The following is a 20307-nucleotide window of genomic DNA, read 5'->3' on the forward strand; positions in this document are numbered from 1 at the left end:
TACCCCCGATTATGGGCCGGGGCCGCAGACGCCGGTAGGGCCGATCTACCCGATGCAGGGATGGCCTCCGGCGCCAGAAAGCCCGTGCGCAGAGGCAACGCGGGGTCAGTTAGCGCCGGTCCGGGACCTCCGGATGGGCGCGATGTGACCCCGCGTTGCTGTTAGTGGACGACGGCGGGGCCGGACGACGGCGGGGCGGGGCTACGGCGGGGCGGGGCTAGACCTTCCGGTGAATCGACTTGTAGCTCAGGTAGGCGTTGAGCCCCTCTATGCCGTATTCGGTGCCGAGGCCCGAGTCATGCCGGCCTCCGAAGGGTGCCGCGTGGTTGGAGGCAAAGAAGTTGATCCCCACCGAGCCGGTATCCATCCGGTCCGCGACGGCCAGGGCCACCTCCTGATCGGCCCCGAACACCAGCCCGCCGAGGCCGAATTCGGTGTTGTTCGCCAGCTCCACGGCCTCATCAACACTGCCGCCGGCGTCGTTGTACTTCAGAATGCAAAGGACCGGGCCGAAAATCTCCTCACGCGAGATCCGCATGTCCGGAGTGACGTCCGCGAACACGGTGGGTTCCACGAAGTACCCTCCCTCCAGCCCGCCGCCGAGCGACGCCGCGCGGCCGCCGGTGGTGGCGCGGGCGCCTTCGGCCAGGCCGGCGTCCACGTATTCCAGTACGGTCCGGTACTGCGACTCGGTGGCGCAGGGCCCGAAGACCGTGTCCGGGTCCAGCGGGTCGCCCTGTTTGCCGGCGGCGATGGTCCTGGTGACCATGTCCACGACTTCCTCGTAGCGGCTGGCGGGGGCCAGGATGCGGGTCGAGATGTAGCAGGTCTGACCGGTGTTGCGCATCGAGGAACGGATCAGCACCTTGGACATCGCGTCCAGGTCTGCGTCCGGCAGCACGATCGCGCTGGACTTTCCGCCCAGCTCCAGGGTGACGGGGCGCAGCAGTTCGCCGCAGGCCGCCGCGATTTTCCGGCCCACCGGGGTGGAGCCGGTGAAGGCGACCTTGTCCACACCGGGGTGCTTCACCAGCGCATCGCCCAGCCGCCCGGAACCGGTGACCAGGTTGACGACGCCGGCCGGCACACCGGCGGCGGCCACGGCGTCGATGACCACCCGGAGCGACAGCGGGGTGGGCGAGGCCGGTTTAATCACCACGGTGCAGCCGGCAAGGAGCGCCGGGGCGAGCTTGATCACCACGAGGTTGATCGGGAAGTTCCAGGGCGCGATCAGCGCGCACACGCCGATCGGTTCGCGCCGGACCACGGATTCGCCGCCGCCCTTGGGGAAGGGCCGCACGTCCTCGCGCTGGAGATAGTCGGCGAGGGTGGCGAAGTACCGGAAGATGCCTGCGGCGTTGGCGGCCGCCCCGGCGGATTCGGAGACGGGCGAGCCATTCTCGCGGGTGTTGGTCAGCGAGAGTTCCCCGGCGCGCTTCTCCACTTCCTCGGCGATGCGCAGCAGGTAGGCGGCACGTTCGGACGGCGCCAGCCGCGGCCACGCGCCGCCGTCGAACGCCCGGCGGGCGGAGGCGACGGCGGCGTCCACGTCTTCGGGGGTGCCGTCCGGGACGGAGCCCCAGACTTCGCCGGTGGCAGGGTCGGTGACCGGGTTGCGGCCGGTGCCGCGTGCGGGGGTCCAGGCACCTTCGATGAAGATGTCGTCCACGTGCGTGTACGGGAGTTTGAGCGCGGCGCGGGCGGCCACCGCGGGGGCGTCGTGCGTGGCGGCGATCACCGGATCACCGCCGTCTTGAGCAGCGCGGTGGAGCGGTTCAGGTCCGCAGTGGCCATGTCGTGGGCGGCCTGTGTGATGAGCTCGGGGATGATTTCGGTGGCCAGCCGGTCGGTGTAGGCGGCCGGATCCATCTTGAACCAGGACGAAGCCAGGGCGATGCCGGCCTGGTCGAAGCGCCACAGCCGGTCGGCGTCGCGCATCAACGCGTCCTCCAGTGACTGCGCCACCGGGCGGGTGTCGTGGCCGTCGATGATCGCGCAGACACGCTCGATGAATTCCGCGGAGTAGCCCAGGCCCGGCAGCACCCGGCGGGCGACGGCGCAGCCCTGTTTCTCGTGTTCGTAGCGGATCGTGGCCTTCCGCCAGTCGCCCGTGAAGCCCTCGGAGATGATGCGGGATTCGTCCACGTGGGCCCAGCCGGTGTCGTGCAGCAGGGTGGCCACCCGGACCAGTTCGGCGTCGGCCTCGGGGTAGGCCCGGCAGAGCCGCTCGGCGAAGGCGAGGGAGATGGGCAGGTGGATGTCGTTGCCGCGGGTGCGGGTCTCGTTCACCACGGCCCGCCAGAGGCTGTCGAGTTCCTCTAGTGCGGCCGGGCTGGTGGCGATCGGGGCGGTGTCCACCGGCCCCGGCGCGGGGACCGGCCGGGCCGGGTACGCGGCGGCGAAGGCCGCAGCCGCGGGATTGGCGGCGACCGGGTTCGCAGCGCCGGCGTCGGCGACGGCGACGGCGACCGGGGTCTTGGGGGTGGTCATAATGCTCCTTCGGGTGGGGCCGACTCACTGTCTGAGTGGAGTTAGCTGTCCGTGGTGATCGTCTTGAGGGGTGTGGCCGGGTCCGCGGCGGCGTCGGCGGGGATATTCTCGCCTTTGGCGAGGGCGTTTTTCACGGCCATGAAGTCCAGCGGGGCGTTGACGCAGTCCGCGGCGATGACCTGTCCCTGGCGGTAGTAGAGGACGCTGAATTTCCCGCGTTCCTCATCGCGCCGCAGCACGGTCTGGTCGTAGCCGTTGCACAGTCCGGCGATCTGCAGTTTGAGGTCGGCCTGGTTGGACCAGAACCACGGGATGCCGGCGTATTCCTCGCGCCGGCCGGTGAGCGAGTAGGCGGCCACTTTGGCGTGTTCAATCGCGTTGTTGACGCTTTCCAGCCGGATCCGCTCCCCCGGCGCCGAGCCGGGCACGGGGTTGGGCATGTTGGCGCAGTCGCCGATTGCCACCGTGGTGCCGTCCGAGGCCAGCGCGAAACGGTCCACGACGATCCCGTTGTCCACGGTCAGGCCGAGCTGTTCGGCCAGCTGGGTGTTGGGGATGACCCCGATGCCCACCAGCACGATCTGCGCCGGCAGCACTGTGCCGTCCTGGAGTTCGACGCCGGCGACGGCCGTCTGTTTTTCACCTGCGGGGCCACCTGCGCCCCCCGTGAAGCGTTTGGCGCTCGTGTTGAGCCGGATGTCCAGGCCCCGGGCCCGGTGCGCCTGCAGGAAGTACTCGGCGGTTTCCTCGCCGACGGCGCGGCCCACCAGGCGCGGGCCGAATTCCAGCACGGTGACGTTCTTGCCCATCTTCTGCAGGCTGGACGCGGCCTCGAGGCCGATGAAGCCGCCGCCGATCACGACGACGTCCTGCGCGTCCCCCACCCTGGCCTTGAGTGCCAGGGCGTCGTCGGCGTTGCGCAGGTAGAGCACGCCGTCGAGGTCCCCGCCCTCAATCTCCAGTTTCCGGGCACGGGCGCCGACGGTGAGGGCCAGGCGCTTGAACGGGAACTGCCTGCCCGAGGAGGAGTGCGCGACGCCGGAACCGTCGGCTTCCCTGTCGATCCTGACGATGTATTCGCCCTTGACCAGCTCCACGTTGTGCTCGGCCCAGTACTCGTTGGAGCGGAAAATCAGGGATTCGCTCTCTACCGTGCCCTGCAGGAACTCCTTGGACAGGGCGGGGCGCTGGTAGGGGCGGTGGTCCTCGTCGCCGAGCAGGGTGATGTGCTCGTCGAAACCGAGCGCACGGAGGGAGACGGCGAGCTGGACGCCCGACTGGCTCGCGCCGATGATCAGCAGGCCGGTGCGGGTGGTGCTGTCCGGCCGCGCTGCGCCGCCGGCGGCGGTCTGCGCTGCGGGGACTTGCTCAGCGGAGGTCTGCGCAGCGGGGACATGCTCAGTGGCGGCGGTCCGGGTGCCCATCACTACACCTGGGTTTCCGGGGTGGTGACGAACAGTTCGAGCTCGTCCGTGAGCCGGAGCTGGCAGGACAGCCGCGAGTTGTCCTCGCGGTCCACGGCGGTGCCGTAAAGCATCTCGTCCTCCATGTCCTCCATCGGCGGGAGCTGCGCGAGGCAGTCCTCGCGGACAAAGACGTGGCAGGTGGCGCAGGACAGCGAACCGCCGCATTCGGCCACGATGCCGGGAACGCCGTTGCGCACTGCGGTTTCCATGACGGAGTCGCCGGGATTGCCCTGGACGTCGCGGACGGCGCCCTCGGCGTCGGTGAAATGAACCGTTGGCATTGGTTCTCCTTGGGGTTGAAGTCGGAAAGTTGAGCGGGAAGTGGGGCGGTCAGATGAACTGGCGGCCGCCGTCGACCACCATGGTCTGCCCCGTGTAATAGGAACTGTCCGGCCCGGCCAGGAAGAGCGCCGCGCCCACAATGTCCTCCGGCTGGCTGGACCGCTTGATCGCACCGCGGTCCACACCGTAGTTCTCGGCGTTCTCCATCAGCCCGTAGCTGGCCTCGGTGAGGGTGAAGCCGGGCGCGATCGCGTTGACCGTGATCCCCCGGCGGCCCAGTTCCTTGGCCATGACCCGGGTCAGGGCCACCACACCGCCCTTGGAGGCGACGTAGTGCAGCCACTGCTCCGAGCCGCTGAAGATTGTGGCACTGGAGAGGTTGATGACGCGCCCGCCCTCGGGCAGGAACGGGCTCGCCGCGCGGGTGACCAGCCAGGGGCCTTTGAGGTTCACGTTCATGACCAGATCCCATTCGGCCGGGTCGATGTCCTCGAACGGGCTGCGGGTCACCCCCGCGTACACCGCAGCGTTGTTAATCACGACGTCGATGCTCCCGTTTCCGAAGTCCGCGCAGCTTTTCGCGAGGGCTTCGGTGGAGTCGACATTCGTGACGTCGGCGTGGAAAGCGGCTGCGTGGGCCCCGGTGTCCCGGACCAGCCTGGCGGTTTCCTCCGCGCCGTCGAGGTTCACGTCGGCCACCGCCACGCGGTAGCCGCGGCGGCCGAAGCCGAGCGCGAACGCCCGGCCGAGGCCGCCGGCGGCACCGGTGATCAGGACGGTGCGGGCCGACTGGCCGGCCTGGCCCGCACCGTCATATTCCCCGGCAGGCATATTCGGGTCAGACATGGCTGTGGCTGTGCGCCCCGGGCCCGGCGACCAGCAGTTCCGGTTCCTCAGCGTCGGGAATCAGCGCGTCGAGGATCTGGACCGTTCCCTTGGTGCCGTCCACGCGCAGCCGCTGTCCGGTCTTGATCGTGGTGGACGCCGAGCCGGTCCCGGTCACCGCCGGGAGGCCGTACTCGCGGCACACGATTGCTGCGTGGCTCATCATGCCGCCGATGTCCGTGACGGTGGCCTTGATCTTGCCGAAAATCGGTCCCCAGGACGGCGCCGTGACCGTGGCGACCAGGATCTCGCCCTGCTGGACCTCGGAGAGCTGGTCCGCGTCGGTGATGACGCGAGCCAGGCCTTCGACGACGCCGGGCGAGGCTGCCATGCCGCGCAGGCCGCCGCCTTCGACCGCCTCGCCGGCGCCCAGCCACTGCTGGACCTGCTCCGTGGTGATGCCCCAGAGCATCCGGGTGAAGGGTTCGGTGATGATTTCCGGCGGGGTGTTCAGGGCCGGGGCCGGGCGGGCGGTCTTGAGCGCGTCCACGATCCCGCGGCGACGCTCGATCTCCTCCGGCCAGTAGTCCGGGCCGATCGGCTTGGCGCCGACGCCCCAACCGGTAACCAGGTCGAAGAGCGCGTCGCGGACCTCGTTGCGGCCCAGGTAGAGCAGGTCGTCCGGCTCGGTCCAGAAGCCCTCGGCCTGCATCATGCGGCTGAGTTCGCGGATCTTGCGCCAGAAGACGCCCATGGTCCAGTGCTCGATGTAGAAGTTGTGGTTCTCCACGTACGGGTACGCGGTCGCGGCGAGTCCGCGCTTGGCGTCGAAGAGGCCCTGGTTTTCGCCTTCCAGCAGTTCCCGGTATTCCTCGATGATGCGGTCACGTTCGATGATCAGGGCCTCGACGGGGCGCATGATTTCCTGGCCCTCGTCCACCCTGCGGATGTAGTCCGCGATGTAGCCGAGCGGGATTTCCTGGTGTTCGTTCCAGTACTTGTCGTGGCCGTAGAAGCCGTTGCCCACGGTGAAGTTGAACCACGGGTCCTTGGCAGCCTCGTACTGGGCCGTCCAACGGTCCCCGCCGGGGGCTGCCGCGATGGCAGCCAGGGTGGCAGCGACGTCGTCCGTGTTGCCGAAATGCCCCTGCAGCTGCAGTTCAACAGCCAGTTTGGCGAGCTGCTTGAGCTCGTCATCCGGGCGGAAGAGTTCCATGTCCACGCCCTGGACCATGGTGGCGATGGACTGGTCCGGGATGTTGGGGAAGACCTGCTTGCAGAAGTTGAAGAAGTCCAGGTAGGCGATGTACCCCAGGTTGAGGAACTCGAAGTGGTACTGCCAGTTCTGGTAGGCCAGCTGGATCAGCCGGTCGTAGCTCTCCAGCAGTTTTTCGGAACCATCCTTGCCCTTGCCGGAGAGGATGTCCTCCATTGGAACCATGTCAGGGAGCCTGGCGAAGGAGATGGTTTCCATCTCGTCGATGGTGCCCTTGACCTTGACGTGCCACTGCTTGAGCAGCTGGTCCCAGTTCTGGAAGTAGTGGCCCACCCGCTGTTCGAACAGGGGCACCCGCGCGGCGATCTGGTCCTCCGGCACCGGGATGGGCGACATGTAGAGGTAGCCCAGGTGGACGCGGAACTCGATGCCGTTGGCGTTGGGGATCATCAGGTGCCGGGCGTTGTACTGGCCCAGGCACTTGACTGCGAATTCGCCGCCGATCGTCTCGAAGGGCTTGAACACGGTGGGCCAGTGCTGGCTGTCGCAGAACCAGAACTTGGCGTCTTCCTGTTCCTTGAGCTTGTCCTGGAAGACCAGGTAGTACGGGTAGATCTTTTCCCAGCCCTCGGCGCCGGCGGGGACCGCAAGCTCGGAGGGTTTGGGGAAGGACTTCAGGGACATGGCGGTCCTTTCAATTCGGGCTCGGCATTGAGCCTGGGGTGACGAAGCGGACTAGCTGGTCAAGATTTGTTAGACGGCGGGCTTCAGCAGGGACGCGGTGATGCTGCCGAGGCTGAACCCGGCAGGTGCGGCGGGAGCAGCGGACGACGGCGCCGGGCCGGCCGGCGGGGCGGTGGAGGCGGGGGCGGGGCTGGCGGGGCTGAGTCCGCTGAAGTAGCCGCCGGCGGCGGCAGTCGACGGGAGCGCCGGTTTGGAGGAGTGCACGGTTTCGGGCCGGGATTGCAGCAGGAGCAGGTTGTCGCCGTCGGGCAGGTCCGTGTCGAGGGCCCATTCGATGTCCTGCGGGCACTTGTAGTGCTTTTCCGCGCGCTTGGCCATCTGGGCGACGGCGGTGAGTTCGGCGTCGCTGAGGCTGCGGCGGCCGCGGCGTTCGGCGTCGACCTCCCGCTCCACGAGGCGGCCGGCCGCGGCGTCCGGGATGAGTTCCGCATGCTTGTCGCCGAGGTGTTCGGAAATGACCGTCAGGGTGACCTTGTCCAGCATGATGTTGTCCGGGGTGACCTGGCCGGAGACCACCATTTCACCGACCCCGTAGGAGGAGTCGATGGTGATCTTGGAGCGGTCGCCGTTGGTGGGGTCCATGGTGATGGCGACGCCGGAGACACGGGCGTTGACCATCTTCTGCACCACGACAGCCATGGAGAGACCCTCGTTCGGGATGTTGTTCTTGAGCCGGTAGATGATGGCGCGGGAGGTGAAGAGCGAAGCCCAGCACTGCCGGATGTGCTCGGTGACGGCCTTGACGCCGTCGAGCCAGAGGTAGGTGTCCTGCTGGCCGGCGAAGGAGGCGTCCGGGAGATCCTCGGCGGTGGCGCTGGAGCGGACGGCCACCGGGACCGGTGCCCCGAAGCGGGACATCAGGGACTCGTAGGCGGTGATGGTGAGCTCGCGGAGGGCCTCGGGCACCGGGCGGGAGCAGATGTCCTCCCGGATGGCGGCGGAGACCTTGTCCACCTGGCCCATGTCCTCGGGGTCCAGATCGGCAAGGAGCTGGTGGATATGCCGGGTGATGCCTGCTTCTTCCATAAACGCGTCGAACTGGGCCGTGGTGACCACGAAGCCGGGCGGGACGGGCATGCCGGCGGAGGTCATGGTGACCAGCGAGGCGCCCTTGCCGCCAAGGTTTTCGAGTTTCGGTTCGATGCCGCCGTCGAAGAATTGGATGTATTCGTTGCTTTGCATATTTCTCAGGCCTTCCAGCTGACGGGGACGGTCTCGGGGACGCGGAAGGAGAGGTTTTCCCGGAAGGCGATGGCTTCCGGGTTCTCCAGCTGCAGGCCGGGGGCGAGCCGGGCCACTTCCTCGAGCGCGATTTTGGCTTGGAGTTTGGCGAGCATATTGCCCAGGCAGTAATGGATGCCGAACCCGAAAGAGAGGTGCTCGCGGGCGTTGGGGCGGGTGATGTCGAAGTCCTCGCCGGCGGCGAATTTGTTCTCGTCGCGGTTGGCGGAGCCCATCAGGAGCAGCAGCTGCGCGCCCGCTTCGACGGCAACGCCGCCAACTTCGGTGTCCTTGAGGGCCTTGCGGCGCCAGCCGACGATCGAGCCGGCGTAGCGCAGGACCTCGTCGATGGCGGCGGGGATCTTCTTGGGGTCCTCGACGAGCTGCTGCCACTGCTCGGGCCGGGCCAGCAGTTCGCGGAGGGCGTTGGAGATCAGCGTGGTAGTGGTTTCGTGGCCGGCGAAGAGCAGGCTATAGAGGACGGAGGCAATCTCGTGGTCGGAGATCTCCGCACCTTCCTGCTGCGACTTCACGAGGTCCGCGGTGAGGTTGTCGCCGCCTTCCTCGTGGGCCACCTTGACCAGGCGCAGGCACTCCTGCCAGTACGCCACGAGGTTGTGGGCGTGCGGGATCTGTTCCTCGTCGCTGAGGTCACCCCAGGTCATGGCCGCGCGGGAATCGCTCCAGCGTTTGAAGGTGTCCACCTGGGAGACGTCCGCGCCGATCAGGGTGAGGATGGTGATGGTGGGGACGTCGTAGGCGAGATCCTTGACCATGTCGCCGTGGTGGTCCGGCCGGGCCAGCATCTTTTCGAGCAGCTCGACGACGTTCTGCCGGATGAACGGTTCGAGCGCCTTGTAGCGGCGGGGCGTGAAGGCCTTCTGGACCACGGCCCGGATGCGGGTGTGCTCCGGGGGGCGGCGGGCGGAGAGGCCCGAGTAGGCGGTGAAGCCGCCGTCTTCCATGATCTTCTTCGCGGCGGCGCCCCGTTCCCGGACGGGTGCCTGCGCGTTTTCGCTGGAGAAGGTCTGCCAGTCCTCGAAGACGGCCTTGATGTCGTCGTAGCGGGAGACGACGTAGAGGCCGACCCGCTCGTCGAACATCACCGGTTGTTCGGCCCGGAGTTCAGCGTAGGCCGGGAACGGATCCTTCATCTGGAACGGCTCGTAGCCGTGGTGCCCTGCGGGTGCCTCGGCGCCGTGTCCAAAGGGACAGCGGCCGGCCGTATCCGTCGACGATGACATCTAAGCTCCTTGGTTTTTGGTCCCGCCGGCTGCGCCAGTGCATGCCGGGGTTCTTATTCACCAGTGTGGCCCCGATCACTCTCGGACGGCAGGGCTGCCTTCCGCTGAGCGGAAGCGAGTTGTTTTCCGCGCCCCCGCAGTACGGGCTGGCCGCGGGCCGGGGGCAGTTCAACACGGACACGCCGCCAACTGAGCCGCCGACGTCGGATATTGGCACCAAAGTGCCCCCGGACGGACGCTACCGGCCGCAACGCAAGGCCGCCGACCACCCCGAGGCAGCCGGAAGCCGTGCGGCGGGGTGCAAGGCCAATGCGAGGGCCGTGCCGGGGTCAGTCCGTGCCGGCGACGTGGCTGCCCAGCAGCGTCTCCAGCGGGATCCGGGCCGTGGCGCGCTCGATCTGGGCGGCGATGCCGCGCAGGACGGGAAGGTGCCGGGTCATCGTGGCGGCCTGGCTGGTGGGCAGCACGAGTCCGATCGACGCGCCGATCCTGCCGGTGTGGAAGACCGGAACGGCGATGGAGCAGGAGCCCAGCCGGACTTCCTCCAGGGTGGTGGCGTAGCCCTGCTCGCGGATCCGGATCAGCTCCGCGGCAAGTTTTTTGGGGTCCACGTGGGTGTGCGCGGTGTGCCGCTCCAGCTGCCGGTTCAGGTAGGCGTCCCGGACCCAGTCCTCCTCGAAGGCGAGGAGGACCTTCCCGACGGCGGTCGCGTGCATGGGCAGCCGGCCGCCGACCCGGCTGGCGCGGGGCACCCGCTTGGAGCCGTAGACCCGGTCGATGTAGAGCACCTCGTGGCCGGCCCGGACCGCCAGATGTGCGGTTTCGCCGGTGAGTGAGAACAGGTCCTGGATGTAGGGCCGCGCCGCGTCGCGCAGTTGCCGCCCGGTGTTCTGGGCGAGCTCCCAGAGCCGGATGCCGAGCTGGTAGCGGCCGTTGGGCTCGCGCGAGAGGAACCCCCAGTCGGTGAGCTCGTTGACCAGGCGGTGGGCGGTGCTCAGGGGCAGGCCGGATTTTTCCGCGATGTCGGTCAGGCTGAGCGCGCCCCGGGACGTTTCGAAGGTCTCAAGGATGGCGAGGACCTTCGAGGTAACGGTCCTGCCGGGTTCGCGGTTGCCGCCGGCCATCGTGACCTCCTTGTCGCGGGCGTGGTACCCGGTCTGCCATCGGCCGGCCGGCGGGCCCGAAATCGAGTGTAGCCCGCCAGTGCCCGCACCCGGACGGCCGGTCCGCAAACCCAGCAACGCGGGGTCACTTAGCGCCCATCCCGGGGCCCGGGACGGGCGCTAAGTGACCCCGCGTTGGGGTTTCGGTTCGCTTGCTACCCTCGTGTCCCCCTGGGCAGTGCCGTGACACGAAGGCGCCGCGGGAAAGTTGCCCCGCGGCGCCATAGTTTTATTGGGTGAAGCGCGTTCCCCGTGTGATCCCCTACGCCAGAACAACCGCAGGCGGCACGGAAAGAACTGCAGGCGCGGGTCCACGCACCAGTTCACTCCCGAGATCGAAGGCCAAGTCTCTGACGACCTGTCCGTATAGCAGCTTCCCCTTGGCTGCGCTGGAGCCAGCGGCCGATGACAGGCAACCGGTGGCCGGTGTCCGCTCCGGAACCACCGGGAGCCTGTCGAAGCGCGGGAGGACCGCGGCTGGACCGTCGACCACGCGGTCAATGCCTACCCGGGCGGGTTCGAGGTGGAGCATGAGCGAGGTTTCCAGGACCCCGCCGTGCTCGATGTCCCAGCCCGGGAAGCCACCGGGATAGACCTGACTTAGCGTGTCCTCGCTGACGAAGTCCCAGTAGGAGAGCAGCAGCACGCCCTGCTCTGCTCCGGGCTTAATGCCCAACTCGTCAAGGGCAAGATCGATGCCCTCGTACAGGAACTGGTAGTTCTCAAAATGGCCGTTGATGAATACCACGTGCCGGACGCCCTGATTGAGGAAGGACTTGACCAGGTTGCGGGCCACGCCAATGAGGGTGGCGCCATCCAGGCTGGTTGTACCGGAGAGGTGGTTTCCTCCGCCGGACTTCTGCTGCGATTTGTACCCGTAGGCGATCGGCTGGGCAACAAGTCCACCCAGCCGCCGGGCAACACCCTCCGCGAAGTGGGAGGACAGGATGGTGTCCGTTCCCAGCGGAAGGTGTGGACCGTGCTGCTCCAGGGACCCGACGGGAATGAGGACGATCGCGTCCCCGGATGCCAAGACCTCGCGGTAGGCGAAAGCATCCAGGTCTTCCAGAAGTACTGACTTGTCCATGCTGGTGGTGCTCCTCGTTATGTTCAGTGTGCAAATGGCGCCGTCGGCCGCCGCCAATTAGGCGCTGACGTTGGTGCGGGGCCGGCCGGCGGGGAATCCGGTGGCGTTTTCCCCGCCGTCGGGTGATCTCCTGGTCAGAGGCCCGTGGAGGAAGCGGACACGGCGGGGACGTCGGCCCTCCCGATGGCGGCCACCTCGGGTGCGGCAGCAGGGGCCGGAACCGTCATCGCATCGGCGCTGGTCAGGTGCAGGAACTTCCGGTGGTACCGCGGCCCCATAAGGGCGTACGCTCCGGCGCTGGACAGGCCGCCGGCCAGCCAGGACAGGTCCCATCCGCCCAGGGCGACGGCGACCGGCCCCTGCATCGCGGGGACCAGCCCGTACATGAACAGCCAGGTGGCGAAGATTCCGACCAGCAGGGAGACGACGCCGGCCGGATTCACGCCGGGCAGGCGCTTGGTGCCTACAGCGTCGAACAGCCGGGACGGGTCGCCGGGCCAGCGCTTTTCAAGCCAGAAGTAGTGCACCAGCATGACGCCGCCCCAGGCGGCAACCCAGGCCACGAGTCCGATCAGCCACGCGTCCAGGACGGAGGCGAAATCCTCCTGGTAGATGAAGAAGATCACGGCTGCCAGGGAGAACACGCCCACGAAGAGGTTGAGCTTGCGGCGGCTGATGGAGATGTCCAGCGCCTGGGTGGCCACGGAGAAGGTGTAGATATTCAGGATGTTGGTCGCGATCGGGCCGTGCAGGACCATGAGCAGCACGGGAAGTGCCAGCGCGCCGAAGTTGAGGACGATGAGTTTTCCGGGGTCGATTTCCCCGGTGTTGGTGGCCAGGCTGGCCCCCAGGATGCCCAGCCAGACGACGGGGATGAACTGGCCCAGCACCGAGGCGAGGTAGACCTTGTGCTTGGGCACCGAGGTGCTGACGAAGCGGGAGTAGTCTGCGGCGTAGGTGAACCAGGTGATGCCCCAGCCGATGCCGATGGCCGTCATGACGGCGCTCATCGCGGCGATGCGTTCGGAGCCTTCGAGGACGTGGCCTGCGGGGCCGGCGTAGGTCCAGTTGATCTGCATGCCGAACCAGGCCACTGCCGACATGACGGTGAGGATGATGATGGTGGGCGGGACGGTCCATTTCTCGAAGGCGGCGATCGCCTTGTAGCCGAACCAGGCAATGGCCACCTGGGTCGCCATGATGAAGGTGGCGATGCCGATCTTCCACGCGTAGTTGTGGGCCTCCGGGTCAACCCAGCCCAGAGTTCCGAACAGCGCCATGACCAGGTCCAGGATGATCCAGGTGTTGACCGCGCACCAGCCGATCACCAGCAGGGCCTGGATGGCCGCCGGCAGGTAATTTCCGCGCCGGCCAAAGGCGGCGCGGGCGAGCACCATGCCGGTCGCTCCGGTCTTCTGGCCCAGCAGGACGAAGCAGCCAAAGAGCAGCATCCCGATCAGGTTTCCGAGGACGAGGACGGTGACCGTGTCCGCGAATCCCAGGCCGAGCTGGATGCCGAGCGCGCCGAGCACCCAGTTGATCGGGGCGAGGTTGGCGCCGGCCCAGATCCAGAACTGGCCGGACACTTTGCGGGTCCGTTCTGATTCGGGGATGGGGTGAAGCCACGCTTCGTGGTCTTCGCTGGCCGCTGGAGCGGTGCTGGCCGAAACCGTTGGGGATGTTTCACGCATTGGAGCCTCCGTGAGCGATTGGGGTGCTTCAAGATTATGTGGCCCATGCCACATCGCCTATATAAGATGTGTATAGTTAATGCCCGCCTTACACGACGGAGTGTCATGCCTATACGTCTCATCGATGTGCTCAACCACCCGACCTTGGCGGCGGCTGATCCGGTGGTGCGCGCGGCCAGCGGCAGGGCTGCCCGGACCCAGCTTCGGTGGGTGCACTCCAGTGAGATCCTGGACATCGCTCCGCTGCTGGACGGCGGGGAGCTCCTGCTGACGGGAGGGGAAGCACTTGCACTCGCGTCCGACGACCGGCGGATCACGTACGTCCAGCAACTGGCCGAGCGGGGGGTGGCCGCCTTGGCTATCGAAACCGGCTTGGCCCTTCCTTCGCTGCCGTCCTTGATGATCTCTGCCGCCGAGGCAGCCGGGCTTCCGCTGATCGAGCTTCGCAAGGTGGTGCCTTTTGTCAGTGTCATGCAGGCCATCAACTCCGCACTGGTCAGCGAGTCGGTGTCGCAGTTACGGCAGGCAGATGAAGCAAGTCACGCGATGGCCGTTGAGCTGGCACACGGCGGCGGCCTGGACCGGATTCTGGCCGTGCTCGCGCGGATTACTCACGCCGAGGTGGCCCTGGCGTCCCTCACGGGCGTGACCCTGGCCAGTGCGGCGCCAGTGAGCACCGGCACCGGCGATGCGGCCGGCAGCTCTGCCCCCGCCCCGCAGGAGCATGCGCGGCTGATCCGGATCGACGTTCCGGTGCGCGGAATCCTCGCGGCCCAGCTGGTACTCCGGGTCCCGGCGGACCAGGATGAGAACCTTGCGCGGACTGCCGGAAAACGCTCGGTGGATATCCTGGCGCTGGCCATGCTGCAGCGGATGTCGCCCGGTCTGCGGGAGGTTGCGGGAGCTGCCTTGATCCGTGCCGTCGATTCCGGCAGCCAGCCGTGGCGGCTTCAACAACTGGCATCAGCAGCCGGAATTCCGGTCTCCTCCCCGCTCGTGGCCATCGCGGTCCGGTCCGACACCTCGCAGCAGCTGCGGACATCGGTGGAACAGGTACTGGCCCGGACAGCCCAGTCGCACGCCACCTACGTCGATAACGCCGAGCTTCTCGCAGTGGCCGGCCTCGGCAGCGATGCACCGGAGGAACGCCGGCGGAGGCTCCTGGCAGGGCTGCTGGAGCTGCCCGCCATTGTAAGGACGCTCGCCGCGGTGGGGCCGTTGGTGACGGGAATTTCGGACGCTCCATGGTCGCTCTCCGAAGCCAAGCTCACCCTGGAACTGGCAGACTCCCCGGAGCCGTCCCGTTCCGAAACCGGCGGCGCACGCCGTCCGGTCGTCGACGCGGAGGAATTCGCCGTGGAACGCCTCGCCGTTCAATCACTGGACCCTTATCAGCGGCGGAACTTCGTGCGCCAGCAATTGGGGACCCTCCTGGACCATGACGCACAGCGCAATTCGCGGCTGCTGGAAACGCTGGCAACGTGGATGGATTGCGGATGCAACACCGCGCACGCAGCCAGGGAACTCCATCTGGAACGGCAGTCGATGCACCAGCGGCTGCGTCGGATCTTTGAGCTGTGCGGCGGTGACCCGCGGGACACTGGCCGGCTGGCGGCCTTGCACCTGGCCACCCGGCTTGCCGGACTGATCTGAGTCGCCGGACCCGTCCGGGATTCAGCCGGGGAGGGTTGCCCCTGCGCTCCCGGCCGGCCGGCCGCCCAGCCGGGTGGTGATCTTGCGGGCCGAGGCTGCGCAGGCTTCGCCGAGGCTCTGCAGTCTTTCCCGTGAGACGCGGAACCGGGGCGCGGAGATCAGGACGGCAGCGACGATGTCGCCGCGGTGGTCGTAGACGGGGGCGGCGACGCCGACTTCGTCGAGGGAGGATTCGCCGTAGTTGATGGCCCAGCCGCGGGCCGTCGCATCCTTGAGTTTGATCTGGTAGGCGTCCAGGCTGGCATCATCGAGCCCCGGATAGGTGATGGCTCCGCTGCGGAGCAGGGCCCGGACGCGTTCGTCGGGTTCGGTGGAGAGGAAGATCTGCACGGAGGCGCTCATGGCGTCGGTGTACCGGGCTCCGAGGGGGGTGGTGTGCTTGATCTGGTGGTGGCTGGCGATCTGTTCCACGCACATTGACTCGGCGCCGTTCCAGACCATCAGGGCGCTGGTTTCGCCGGTCTGTTCGGTGAGTTCACGCAGGACCGGGTAGGCGACGCGGCGTTCTTCCAGTTCGGCCAGCAGCGGCCCGGCGACGGCGATGAGTCCCAGTCCGAGACGGAAGCGGCGGGTTTCCGGGTCGCGTTCGACCAGGTGTTCCTGTTCGAAGGTGGCCAGGATCCGGGAAACGGTGCTTTTGTGCAGGCCGACGCGGTTGGCGATCTCGGTGACTCCGAGCAGCGGTTCGTCGGCGGTGAAGGTCCGCAGCACGGCGATGGCGTTGACGATGACGGAGGTGCCCTTGGTGTCGCCGCTTCCGGTGGTCTCGGGAGTTTCTGCTGGGGTCATGGTGTCCACCATCATTCCGTATTAAGGGCCGGAAGCGGCGCCACGTGGGACGTGGCGCCGCTTCTTGCGGAGTCAGGGCGGGGTCAGGGGGCGGTCAGGGGGCGGTCAGGGGGCGGTCAGGCGCCCACGATGTTGTACTCGGGGCCGAAGGGGAACTTGGTGATGTTCTCGGCTCCGTCCTCGCCGACGACCAGGATGTCGTGCTCGCGGTAGCCGCCGGCGCCGGGCGCACCGTCCAGGACGGTGATCATCGGTTCCATGGAGACCACCATGCCCGGTTCCAGCACGGTGTCGATGTCCTCGCGGAGTTCCAGTCCGGCTTCGCGGCCGTAGTAGTGGCTGAGGACGCCGAAGGAGTGCCCGTAGCCGAAGGTCCGGTTGGCGAGCAGGCCGTGGCCGACGTAGATTTCGTTCAGTTCCGCGGCGATGTCCTTGCAGACCGCTCCGGGCTTGATGAGTTCGAGGCCGCGTTTGTGGACTTCGACGTTGATGTTCCACAGTTCCAGGGAGCGGGCGTCGGGTTCGCCGTAGAACAGGGTGCGTTCCAGGGCGGTGTAGTAGCCGGAGGTCATCGGGAAGCAGTTCAGGGACAGGATGTCGTGTTCCTGGATCTTGCGGGTGGTGGCCCAGTTGTGGGCGCCGTCGGTGTTGATGCCGGACTGGAACCAGACCCAGGTGTCGCGGATTTCCGAGTCGGGGAAGGTCCGGGCGATTTCGTGGACCATGGCTTCGGTGCCGATCAGGGCGACCTCGTATTCGGTGATCCCGGCGGTGATGGCGTTGCGGATGGCTTCCCCGCCGAGGTCGCCGATGCGGGCGCCGTGCTTGATGACCTCGATCTCTTCGGCGGATTTGATCATCCGCTGGCGCATCGCTGCCTGGGCGACGTCGACCAGGGTGGCTGATTCGAAGGCTGCCTGGATCTTGTTGCGGTTGTCCAGCGGGAGCGAATCGTCCTCGACGCCGATCCGGCGCGGGTTGATGCCGCGGGTGCGCAGCACCTCCTGGATGGCGAAGATGTAGTTGTCCCGGCGCCAGTCCGTGTAGACCACGTTCTCACCGTAGCTGCGGCGCCACGGCATGCCGGCGTCGATGTTGGCCGTGACGGTCACGGTGTCGTCCTTGGTGACCACCATGGCGTAGGAGCGGCCGAAGTAGGTGAACAGGAAGTCGGAGTAGTACTTGATGGAGTGGTAGCTGGTCAGGACGACGGCGTCCAGGTTTTTCTCGTCCATGATCCGGCGCAGGCCGGCGAGCCGGCGCTCAAATTCGGCGTTGGAAAAGGTCAGCTTTTCCTTCTGTCCGTTGTGCAGGACCTTGAGGCGCTCGAGTTCGGCGATGGACGATGCGTTGTCGGTGGTGGTGGTGGTCATGGTGGTGCCTTTCTGCAGTGCTTTTCTGAAGGTGAAGAGGTCAGGGCGGGGGCTACTCGTGGCGCAGCGGTTCCTTGCACGTTTCGCGGGAGAGCGCGACGGCGATCAGGGAGACGACTGCCGATCCCACCAGGTACCAGGCCGGGGCCAGTTCGTTGGCTGTCGCGGCGATCAGGAGGGTGGCCATGAAGGGTGCGGTGCCGCCGAAGAGCGCGTTGGAGAGGTTGAAGCTGACCGCGAAGCCGCTGTAGCGGACACGGGTGGGGAACATCTCGGCCAGGAAGCTCGGCAGGGTGCCGTCATTGAGGGTGAGCATGCCGCCCAGCAGGATCTGGACCAGGATGATGACCAGGAAGTTGCCGGTGCCCAGCAGGGCGAAGGCAGGCACGGTCAGCACGATGAAGCTGAGGGACGCCGCGATCAGCACCTTCTTCCGGCCGTACCGGTCAGAGAGCATGCCGGTCAGGAAGATGAACCCGATGTACGTCACCAGCGCGATGGTGGTCGCCAGGAACGATTCGGTCTTCCCGAGGCCCAGTTCCGAGGACAGGTACGTCGGCATGTAGCTGAGAATCACATAGAAACCCACGGCGTTCAGCAGCACCGCGCCGACCGCCCGCAGCAGCAGCCGCCAGTGGTTGCGGAAGAGGCCAACGACCGGGGCCTTGATGGTCTCGTCCTCCGCCGCGAGTTCGCGGAACACCGGGGTGTCTTCGAGCTTCGTGCGGATGTAGCGTCCGATCAGGCCCATCGGGGCCGCGAGCAGGAACGGCAGCCGCCATCCCCAGCTTTGCATCGCCTCGGAGCTGAGCAGCGTGGTCAGCAGGCCCGCGAGCAGGGAGCCCAGCAGCAGGCCCGCGGCCGTACTGGCCGGCACGACGGCGGCGTACAGTCCGCGCCTGTTGGCCGGGGCGTACTCCACGAGGAATGCGGAGGCGCCGGCGTACTCGCCCGAAGCAGAGAAGCCCTGCGCGACGCGGATGATCAGGAGCAGGATCGGAGCCCAGATCCCGATCGTGTCGTAGCCGGGGATCAGGGCGATGCAGAACGTCGCTCCGGACATGATCAGGATGGACAGGGAAAGTGCCGTCCGGCGCCCCACCCGGTCTCCGATGTGGCCCCAGACAAAACCTCCGAGGGGCCGCACCAGGAACGAAATGGCGAACAGGGCAAACGTCAGCAGCAGCCCCGTCTGGGGATTGGATTCAGGGAAGAAGACCGCGGCGATGGTGACTGCGAGGTAGCCGTACACCGCGTAGTCAAACCACTCCACGAAGTTACCGATGAAGCTCGCCGCAATCACCCGCCGGCGGGTTTCCTTGCTGACGCCGCTGCCGTTGCCGGGTTCGGCGTGGCCGTCCGGGTTCACGCGGCCACTCAATGTTGTTGGTCCGGAGGAAGTACTGCCATGCCCGCTATTCGACTCCGGGCTGCTCGGCCCCGCAAGTGTGGCGGGGGAGGGAGTTTCGTTACTCATGTGTCCACCAAAGGGTTTTGGAGTTGCATTCACTGCAACGCTGTTGCACCAGATTAGACGTGATCTGCGACACGGTCAATGCTTTTCTGGTTGACGTGGATTAAAGCTGGTCCAACAGCGGCGACTCGCTATTTCCGTCCCTGGAAGGATCCATCCAAATGCTGCATCGGATGGAAGCGTGTTGCGTCAAGAAGTGGACCAGGGTGCTTCAGCTGAGGGACGGCGGGGCCCTGGGCTGGATCCATTGACACCCCCAGCAGGGGCTGGCATATTTTCAGTACGCGCTATCTGCATCGTGTTGCGTAATGCGCAATTTGGCGGGTCGGAAAAATCTGGCACCGCTGCCACCCTCTGGAGTCCCGGGGATCAGGAAAGGAACGCAGTGGTTCACAAGGTAAAGGCAGTCATTGCCAGGGAGAAGAACGGCCCGGTTTCCGTCGAGACCATTCTGGTTCCGGAACCGGGACCGGGCGAGGCATTGGTGGACATCCTCACGTGCGGGGTCTGCCATACCGACCTGCACTACAAGCAGGGCGGCATCACGGACGACTTCCCCATCCTGCTGGGCCACGAGGCCACCGGCGTGGTCAGCGCGGTGGGCCCGGATGTCACGGAAGTGGCGCCCGGGGACAGGGTCATCCTGAACTGGCGTGCCGTCTGCGGCCAGTGCCGGGCGTGCGCCAAGGGACAGCCGCAGTACTGCTTCAACACGCACAACGCGACGCAGAAGATGACCCTTGAGGACGGCACCGAGTTGTCGCCCGCCCTCGGCATCGGCGCCTTCGCGGAGAAGACACTCGTCGCCGCCGGGCAGTGCACGAAAGTGGACGACGACGCCGATCCCGCCGCCGTCGGCCTGCTCGGCTGCGGCGTGATGGCCGGCATCGGCGCCGCCATCCACACCGGCGAGGTCAAGCGTGGCGAGTCTGTGGCCGTGATCGGCTGCGGCGGTGTGGGCATCGCCGCAATCGCCGGGGCAAAGCTGGCCGGCGCCACCACAATCATTGCCGTGGACATCGACGCCAACAAGGTGGACATGGCCAGATCCCTGGGCGCCACCCACGGCGTCGACTCGAGCCGGGAGGATCCTGTCGAAGCCATCCGTGCACTGACGGGAGGCCACGGCGCCGACCTGGTGATCGACGCCGTCGGACGTCCCGAAACCTTCAAGCAGGCGTTCTATGCCCGCGACTTCGCCGGCCGCGTGGTGCTCGTGGGTGTTCCGTCGCCGGACGCGAAGATCGAGGTGCCCCTGCTGGATGTCTTCGGCCGGGGAGGGTCCCTGAAGTCCTCCTGGTACGGGGACTGCCTGCCCTCACGGGACTTCCCGATGCTGGTGGCGCAGTACCGGCTTGGCAACCTGGACCTGGACGCCTTCGTGACCGAACGGATCAGCATGGACCAGGTGGAGGAGGCCTTCGCCAGAATGCACGAGGGCAAGGTCCTTCGTTCGGTCGTTGAAATCGCTGCAGCGCCCGGAAGGGCCTGAGCATCACCAGCGGGAAGCAAGTCGCCCTCCGACGGAT

General features: G+C 66.9%; 16 protein-coding genes. 2 read left to right on the forward strand and 14 right to left on the reverse strand.

Features of this window, described 5'->3' with window-relative positions; all coding sequences use genetic code 11:
- Positions 1-217 precede the first annotated feature (217 nt).
- The 11 genes from AC1MFL_RS08595 to AC1MFL_RS08645 all read right to left on the reverse strand — a co-directional run bounded on the left by AC1MFL_RS08595 (position 218) and on the right by AC1MFL_RS08645 (position 13429).
- Positions 218-1738 carry an aldehyde dehydrogenase family protein gene (locus tag AC1MFL_RS08595; RefSeq protein ID WP_479814794.1) on the reverse strand — a complete coding sequence of 507 codons (1521 nt, stop codon included), beginning with the start codon at positions 1736-1738 and terminating at the stop codon, positions 218-220.
- Positions 1735-2490, reverse strand: coding sequence for an HD domain-containing protein (locus AC1MFL_RS08600; RefSeq protein WP_479814796.1), 756 nt, complete (start codon positions 2488-2490; stop codon positions 1735-1737). Before AC1MFL_RS08600 ends, AC1MFL_RS08595 begins: the two co-directional genes overlap by 4 nt.
- A 41-nt stretch (positions 2491-2531) precedes the next feature.
- Positions 2532-3914, reverse strand: coding sequence for an NAD(P)/FAD-dependent oxidoreductase (locus AC1MFL_RS08605; protein WP_479814798.1), 1383 nt, complete (start codon positions 3912-3914; stop codon positions 2532-2534).
- A 2-nt stretch (positions 3915-3916) separates the two neighbouring features.
- Complete coding sequence (locus AC1MFL_RS08610) at positions 3917-4237, reverse strand: 2Fe-2S iron-sulfur cluster-binding protein (protein WP_479814800.1); 321 nt, start codon at positions 4235-4237, stop codon at positions 3917-3919.
- A gap of 49 nt (positions 4238-4286) precedes the next feature.
- On the reverse strand, positions 4287-5084 hold the full coding sequence (locus AC1MFL_RS08615) for an SDR family NAD(P)-dependent oxidoreductase (RefSeq protein ID WP_479814802.1): 798 nt from the start codon (positions 5082-5084) through the stop codon (positions 4287-4289).
- The gene (locus AC1MFL_RS08620) at positions 5077-6963 is read right to left on the reverse strand and encodes a PEP-utilizing enzyme (RefSeq protein WP_479814804.1); all 1887 of its coding nucleotides are present in this window, start codon (positions 6961-6963) and stop codon (positions 5077-5079) included. The genes AC1MFL_RS08615 and AC1MFL_RS08620 overlap by 8 nt, the downstream gene beginning before the upstream one ends.
- A gap of 69 nt (positions 6964-7032) precedes the next feature.
- Positions 7033-8205, reverse strand: coding sequence for a PEP/pyruvate-binding domain-containing protein (locus AC1MFL_RS08625; protein WP_479814806.1), 1173 nt, complete (start codon positions 8203-8205; stop codon positions 7033-7035).
- Positions 8206-8210: 5 nt separating this feature from the next.
- Entirely contained in the window at positions 8211-9488 is a 1278-nt protein-coding gene (locus tag AC1MFL_RS08630) for a cytochrome P450 (RefSeq protein ID WP_479814808.1), read from the reverse strand.
- A gap of 329 nt (positions 9489-9817) precedes the next feature.
- The gene (locus AC1MFL_RS08635; protein ID WP_479814810.1) at positions 9818-10612 is read right to left on the reverse strand and encodes an IclR family transcriptional regulator; all 795 of its coding nucleotides are present in this window, start codon (positions 10610-10612) and stop codon (positions 9818-9820) included.
- 301 nt (positions 10613-10913) lie between these two features.
- The gene (locus AC1MFL_RS08640; RefSeq protein ID WP_479814812.1) at positions 10914-11738 is read right to left on the reverse strand and encodes a creatininase; all 825 of its coding nucleotides are present in this window, start codon (positions 11736-11738) and stop codon (positions 10914-10916) included.
- Positions 11739-11872: 134 nt separating this feature from the next.
- Complete coding sequence (locus AC1MFL_RS08645) at positions 11873-13429, reverse strand: purine-cytosine permease family protein (RefSeq protein ID WP_479814814.1); 1557 nt, start codon at positions 13427-13429, stop codon at positions 11873-11875.
- 105 nt (positions 13430-13534) lie between these two features.
- On the opposite strand from AC1MFL_RS08645, the gene AC1MFL_RS08650 reads away from it, so the two are divergent.
- Positions 13535-15082 carry a PucR family transcriptional regulator gene (locus tag AC1MFL_RS08650; RefSeq protein WP_479814816.1) on the forward strand — a complete coding sequence of 516 codons (1548 nt, stop codon included), beginning with the start codon at positions 13535-13537 and terminating at the stop codon, positions 15080-15082.
- 21 nt (positions 15083-15103) lie between these two features.
- Here AC1MFL_RS08650 and AC1MFL_RS08655 read toward each other — a convergent pair whose 3' ends face one another.
- The 3 genes from AC1MFL_RS08655 to AC1MFL_RS08665 form a co-directional block, all read right to left on the reverse strand.
- A complete protein-coding gene (locus AC1MFL_RS08655) occupies positions 15104-15931 on the reverse strand; it encodes an IclR family transcriptional regulator (protein ID WP_479814818.1) in 828 nt (275 codons plus the stop codon).
- 116 nt (positions 15932-16047) lie between these two features.
- A complete protein-coding gene (locus tag AC1MFL_RS08660) occupies positions 16048-17304 on the reverse strand; it encodes an aminopeptidase P family protein (protein WP_479814820.1) in 1257 nt (418 codons plus the stop codon).
- Between the two features lie 52 nt (positions 17305-17356).
- Positions 17357-18781: an MFS transporter gene (locus AC1MFL_RS08665; protein ID WP_479814822.1), complete on the reverse strand. Its 1425-nt coding sequence runs from the start codon at positions 18779-18781 to the stop codon at positions 17357-17359.
- A 382-nt stretch (positions 18782-19163) separates the two neighbouring features.
- On the opposite strand from AC1MFL_RS08665, the gene AC1MFL_RS08670 reads away from it, so the two are divergent.
- Positions 19164-20270: an S-(hydroxymethyl)mycothiol dehydrogenase gene (locus AC1MFL_RS08670; protein WP_479814824.1), complete on the forward strand. Its 1107-nt coding sequence runs from the start codon at positions 19164-19166 to the stop codon at positions 20268-20270.
- Positions 20271-20307: the final 37 nt, after the last annotated feature.

The organism is Arthrobacter sp. BG3, assembly GCF_056680185.1.

What these genes read in the sequence shown, in the direction of transcription:
- AC1MFL_RS08630 (WP_479814808.1), bottom strand. Translation starts at nt 9,488, where the DNA reads ATGTCATCGTCGACGGATACGGCCGGCCGCTGTCCCTTTGGACACGGC.
- AC1MFL_RS08600 (WP_479814796.1), bottom strand. Translation starts at nt 2,490, where the DNA reads ATGACCACCCCCAAGACCCCGGTCGCCGTCGCCGTCGCCGACGCCGGC.
- AC1MFL_RS08660 (WP_479814820.1), bottom strand. Translation starts at nt 17,304, where the DNA reads ATGACCACCACCACCACCGACAACGCATCGTCCATCGCCGAACTCGAG.
- AC1MFL_RS08650 (WP_479814816.1), top strand. Translation starts at nt 13,535, where the DNA reads ATGCCTATACGTCTCATCGATGTGCTCAACCACCCGACCTTGGCGGCG.
- AC1MFL_RS08605 (WP_479814798.1), bottom strand. Translation starts at nt 3,914, where the DNA reads ATGGGCACCCGGACCGCCGCCACTGAGCATGTCCCCGCTGCGCAGACC.
- AC1MFL_RS08655 (WP_479814818.1), bottom strand. Translation starts at nt 15,931, where the DNA reads ATGACCCCAGCAGAAACTCCCGAGACCACCGGAAGCGGCGACACCAAG.
- AC1MFL_RS08615 (WP_479814802.1), bottom strand. Translation starts at nt 5,084, where the DNA reads ATGTCTGACCCGAATATGCCTGCCGGGGAATATGACGGTGCGGGCCAG.
- AC1MFL_RS08625 (WP_479814806.1), bottom strand. Translation starts at nt 8,205, where the DNA reads ATGCAAAGCAACGAATACATCCAATTCTTCGACGGCGGCATCGAACCG.
- AC1MFL_RS08635 (WP_479814810.1), bottom strand. Translation starts at nt 10,612, where the DNA reads ATGGCCGGCGGCAACCGCGAACCCGGCAGGACCGTTACCTCGAAGGTC.
- AC1MFL_RS08645 (WP_479814814.1), bottom strand. Translation starts at nt 13,429, where the DNA reads ATGCGTGAAACATCCCCAACGGTTTCGGCCAGCACCGCTCCAGCGGCC.
- AC1MFL_RS08620 (WP_479814804.1), bottom strand. Translation starts at nt 6,963, where the DNA reads ATGTCCCTGAAGTCCTTCCCCAAACCCTCCGAGCTTGCGGTCCCCGCC.
- AC1MFL_RS08640 (WP_479814812.1), bottom strand. Translation starts at nt 11,738, where the DNA reads ATGGACAAGTCAGTACTTCTGGAAGACCTGGATGCTTTCGCCTACCGC.
- AC1MFL_RS08665 (WP_479814822.1), bottom strand. Translation starts at nt 18,781, where the DNA reads ATGAGTAACGAAACTCCCTCCCCCGCCACACTTGCGGGGCCGAGCAGC.
- AC1MFL_RS08610 (WP_479814800.1), bottom strand. Translation starts at nt 4,237, where the DNA reads ATGCCAACGGTTCATTTCACCGACGCCGAGGGCGCCGTCCGCGACGTC.